Origin of the sequence: Alysiella crassa DSM 2578, assembly GCF_000745955.1 — a bacterium.
In the GTDB taxonomy this organism is placed as follows: domain Bacteria; phylum Pseudomonadota; class Gammaproteobacteria; order Burkholderiales; family Neisseriaceae; genus Simonsiella; species Simonsiella crassa.
Window position 1 is genome coordinate 1 of the sequence record NZ_JQKH01000130.1, and the last position, 3,545, is coordinate 3,545.

The following is a 3,545-nucleotide window of genomic DNA, read 5'->3' on the forward strand; positions in this document are numbered from 1 at the left end:
AAAATCAACGAACCCCCACCCTAACCCTCCCCCGCAAGCGGGAGAGGGGACAGGTTACAGGCAGCCTGAAAGATTTTTGTCGTGTACTGAAAGGCAGCCTGAAACCACAGCCCACATTATCCAAAACAGACATCAAATTTTTGTGAACCAATTATGAAGATTTCATGAAGATTGCGACCCGATAACCATGAACCCCCACATTCTCATTTTAGAAGACGAACGCGAAATCGCCGAATTGGTGGAAATGGCGTTGAAACGCGCCCATTGCACCGCCCAAATTGCCGTTACCGCCGCCCAAGCGCAACAATTTTTGGCACAAACCCAGTTTGATTTACTGCTGCTGGACGTGGGTTTGCCCGACATCAACGGCTTTGATTTTTTGAAACTGATTCGCGCCCAACACCATTTGCCCGTCATCATGCTCACCGCGCAAGACGAAGAAACCGACCGCATTTTGGGTTTGGAATTGGGCGCAGACGATTATTTGGGCAAACCATTTAGCCCACGCGAACTGATTGCCCGAATCAAAGCCGTATTGCGCCGCACCCAAACTTTCAGGCAGCCTGAAACCTCCACAGCCGAATGGCAAGACGACAGCCAAGCGCATTGCATACGCCATCGCGGACAAGCCTTGCCACTCACATTGGGCGAATACCGCCTGCTCCGCACCCTGCTCAATCGGCAAGGGCGCGTGTTCAGCCGCGAAGAATTGCTCATCGCCATGTTTGGCGACCAACGCCCATCCGACCCGCACACGATTAACACCCACATTCGCGCCCTGCGCCAAAAACTCCGTGCCGCCCACATTGACGATGAAGTCATTCGCACCCATCACGGTTTAGGATACAGTTTTTCATGTTGAAATATTTTAAAAACATCAGTTTACGCCTATTTTTTTGTTTATTGGGCATTTGTACGCTGTTGATGGCGTGGGCGTGGTGGCACAATAGTCCACAAATCAAATTATTGATTATTTTAAATTTATTGATTTTGATGATGTTGGCGTGGTGGCTGGCACGGAGCATTAACCGCATTCGCCACTATGCCGAAGCGATGGCAGCCAACCGCACCGCGCCCAAACCGCAATTTGGCGAAAGCTATTTGGCGCGATTGGTGAACGCGATTGCCCATTTGCGCGATGAACTGAACCACCGCCAACACATTGAAAACTACATTTTGGGCTTGACCCACGAATTGAAAACGCCTTTGACCGCGCAAAATGCCGCGCTGGAATTGCTGCAAGACAGCGATTTGACGGACGAGCAACACGAATTGGTCGCCCGATTGTCGCGCAATGTGCAAAAACAGCAGCAGTTGATAACGCAATTATTGGAATTGGCGCGTTTGGAAAATTGCGATAATTTGTCGGTTGTGGAGACGGTTTCGCTGCACACTTTGGCGTTTCAGGCTGCCTGTGAAGCGGAAAATGCGTGTGCCGCCAAACATTTGCGTTTGAATGTGGACACGTCCACGCCAGAGATTGTGCTGCAAGGCAACCCGACTTTATTGCGCCAAGCCATAGACAATTTATTGTACAACGCGATTGATTTTGCCGATGAAAACAGCGAAATCCGCCTGCATTTCAGCCGCCAAATGTCCATTTTCACGCTGCACATGAACAATCAGGGCACGACCATGCCCGATTACGCGCTGGCAAAAATCCCGCAACGCTTTTATTCCTTGCCTCGCGCCAACGGTCGGCGCAGTAGCGGTTTGGGGTTGAGTTTTGTGGCGGAAATCATGCGTTTGCATGGTGGCGAATTGCGTTTGCAAAATCAGGAGAATGGGGTAAGGGCGAGTTTGATTTTTAGGCAGAAAATGTAGGGTGCCTACCACGCACCAAATCATGCAAATAATCTGGCATTTTGGTGCGTCATACGCACCCTACATGAATTTTGTCGTGTAACGAAAGGCAGCCTGAAAACACATTCAGGCTGCCCTAATTTTATTTTCAGCGCAAATTATTTGATTGCCGCCAACACATTTTTCAGCCAGGTCCAAAACACGGCAACCGATTGAATGTTCACACGTTCATCGGGCGAATGCAGCATTTCAATCGTTGGGCCAAAGGAAACCATTTGCCAATGTGGATAATTCCGCCCCAAAATCCCACATTCCAAACCTGCGTGAATGACCATGATTTCAGGCTGCTTGTCCAATAATTTCGCGCCTTCGCGGTACACGGTTTGCACGATGGGCGAATTGGGGTCAGGCTGCCAACCGACATACGCGCCACTCAATTCAGCCGTGCCGCCCGCCAATTCATACAAATCACACAAACGTTGCGCCAAATGATTGCGCGCAAAATCGTTTTGCGAACGCAGCAAATATTCCACATTCAGGCTGCCTGAAACGCATGCCACTTTGGACAAATTGCCCGAAGTTTCCACCAAATTCGGCACAGTCAAACTCATGCCGTCCACGCCGTTGGGGCTGGCGTTGAGTACGCGCAAAATGGTCGCTTGGCTGGCTGCTGTGAAATGGGTTTCTGGGGCGGTGGTTTCGCGCAATTCAATGCGAATGTTTTCGTCTTCGCTTGGCAAGGTGGCGATAATGGGATTGGCTACTTGGTTGATTTTATTTTGCAAAAATGCCAAATCATGCTGACTGAAAAACACGGCTTCGGCTTCGCGCGGAATGGCGTTGCGTAATGTGCCGCCGTGCAAATCCGCCAACTGAATGTGGTCGTGCAAATCGCGCAAAATGTGCGCCAAAATTTTAATCGCATTGCCGCGCTGTTTGATGATGTCAATGCCCGAATGCCCGCCTTTCAAACCGCGCACGGTCAGCGCGTAAGCCTTGCCAGACGCGTTTTGCGTGTCAAAAGGCAGCCTGAAACTCGCGTCCACACCGCCAGCGCAGCCAATGCAGATTTCGCCCAAAGTTTCCGTGTCCAAATTCAGCAAAATATCGCCTTTCAGCCAACCGCCTTGCAAGCCGAGTGCGCCTTCCATGCCGCTTTCTTCGCAGGCGGTGAACAGGGCTTCCAAATTGCCGTGCGCCACATCGTTGGACGCCAGCACCGCCAACGCCGCCGCCGCGCCAATGCCGTTGTCCGCGCCCAAAGTGGTGCCACGCGCTTTGACCCAATCGCCGTCAATGTAGGTTTGAATGGGGTCTGTGGCGAAATTGTGATTGCTGTCGTGGTTTTTCTGCGCCACCATGTCCAAATGCGCTTGCAAAATCACGCTGGGGGCGTTTTCTTTGCCTTGCGTGGCGGGTTTGCGGACGAGAATATTGCCCACATGGTCGCGTTCGGCGTGCAAACCCAAACGCACCGCCTCGTCCAACACGAATTGTTGTACCGCCTCTTCTTGATAAGACGGGCGCGGAATGGCACACAGTTTGGCAAAATAATCCCACACGATTTGCGGTTCAAGTTTGGATAAGGGCATGGTTTTTTCCTTTGAATAATGGGGTTGTTGAAATGGGGGATTTTATCAAAATGGCGGATTTTCAGGCTGCCTTTCAGTACACGACAAAAAAAGTACAATAAAAAAAGAAGTCCGCATCAATTCAGTGGTATCGTATTAATTTTCTCACGA

Annotated in this window: 3 protein-coding genes; 2 read left to right on the forward strand and 1 reads right to left on the reverse strand. The window is 50.7% G+C overall.

Annotation, left to right across the window (positions count from 1 at the left end):
- Positions 1-187 precede the first annotated feature (187 nt).
- Positions 188-862 (forward strand): response regulator, encoded by a 675-nt coding sequence (locus Q338_RS12200; RefSeq protein WP_034295893.1) that lies wholly within the window; start codon positions 188-190, stop codon positions 860-862.
- A complete protein-coding gene (locus Q338_RS12205; RefSeq protein WP_034295895.1) occupies positions 856-1,824 on the forward strand; it encodes an ATP-binding protein in 969 nt (322 codons plus the stop codon). The genes Q338_RS12200 and Q338_RS12205 overlap by 7 nt, the downstream gene beginning before the upstream one ends.
- A 137-nt stretch (positions 1,825-1,961) precedes the next feature.
- Here the strand turns inward: Q338_RS12205 and pepD are convergent, their stop codons facing one another.
- Positions 1,962-3,395 (reverse strand): beta-Ala-His dipeptidase, encoded by a 1,434-nt coding sequence (gene pepD, locus Q338_RS12210; RefSeq protein ID WP_034295898.1) that lies wholly within the window; start codon positions 3,393-3,395, stop codon positions 1,962-1,964.
- Between the last annotated feature and the right edge of the window lie 150 nt (positions 3,396-3,545).